Here is a 689-nt window from a genome sequence, read left to right on the forward strand (position 1 = left end):
CTGGTGCTGAGCGACGTGCTGGGAACCGGGCTCGACTTCGGCAGTGTAACAGCCCCGGGTTCCTTCGTTCCTGATACGGGTGGTGCGCCGACCCTGTCCTTCACGCTTCCCGCCGGCACATCGGCGGGTACCTACAGCGTGTCCTACACCGCGACGGTCTCGGACAGTGCGTCAGGGTCGGTATCGAACGCGGCCGAAGCTGACGTTGGGGATTGCAATCCCTGTGCGACGGCCAATCCGCTGGTGGAGCTCAGCACCTCCAAGGCGTCCGACGTGGGTAACGGCGTGGGGGTTCAGACGGGGGACACGATTACCTACACGCTGACGAGCGTGGTCACCGGAGGAACGACGACGCAGGACCTGGTTCTGACCGACACGCTGGGGACGGGGCTCGACTTCGGCAGCGTGACAGCGGCCGGTGCGTTTGTTGCCGACACGGGAGGTGCGCCGACCCTGTCGTTCACGCTTCCCGCCGGCACATCGGCGGGTACCTACAGCGTGTCCTACACGGCGACGGTCTCGGACAGTGCGTCAGGGTCGGTATCGAATGCTGTCACTGCAGATGTGGGGGATTGCGGTCCCTGTGCGACGAGCAACCCGCTGGTGGAACTCAGCACGTCGAAGGCGTCCGACGTGGGCAACGGCGTGGGGGTTCAGGCGGGAGATACGATTACTTACACGCTGACGAG

At 65.0% G+C, this 689-nt stretch carries 1 protein-coding gene; it reads left to right on the forward strand.

What is annotated here, in order from left to right; genetic code table 11:
- Nucleotides 1–689 (forward strand): isopeptide-forming domain-containing fimbrial protein (locus tag KUG85_RS21040; protein ID WP_223006762.1); only part of this gene is annotated, 689 nt, incomplete at both ends.

Source organism: Nitratireductor rhodophyticola, from assembly GCF_019891355.1.
In the GTDB taxonomy this organism is placed as follows: Bacteria; Pseudomonadota; Alphaproteobacteria; order Rhizobiales; family Rhizobiaceae; genus Nitratireductor; species Nitratireductor rhodophyticola.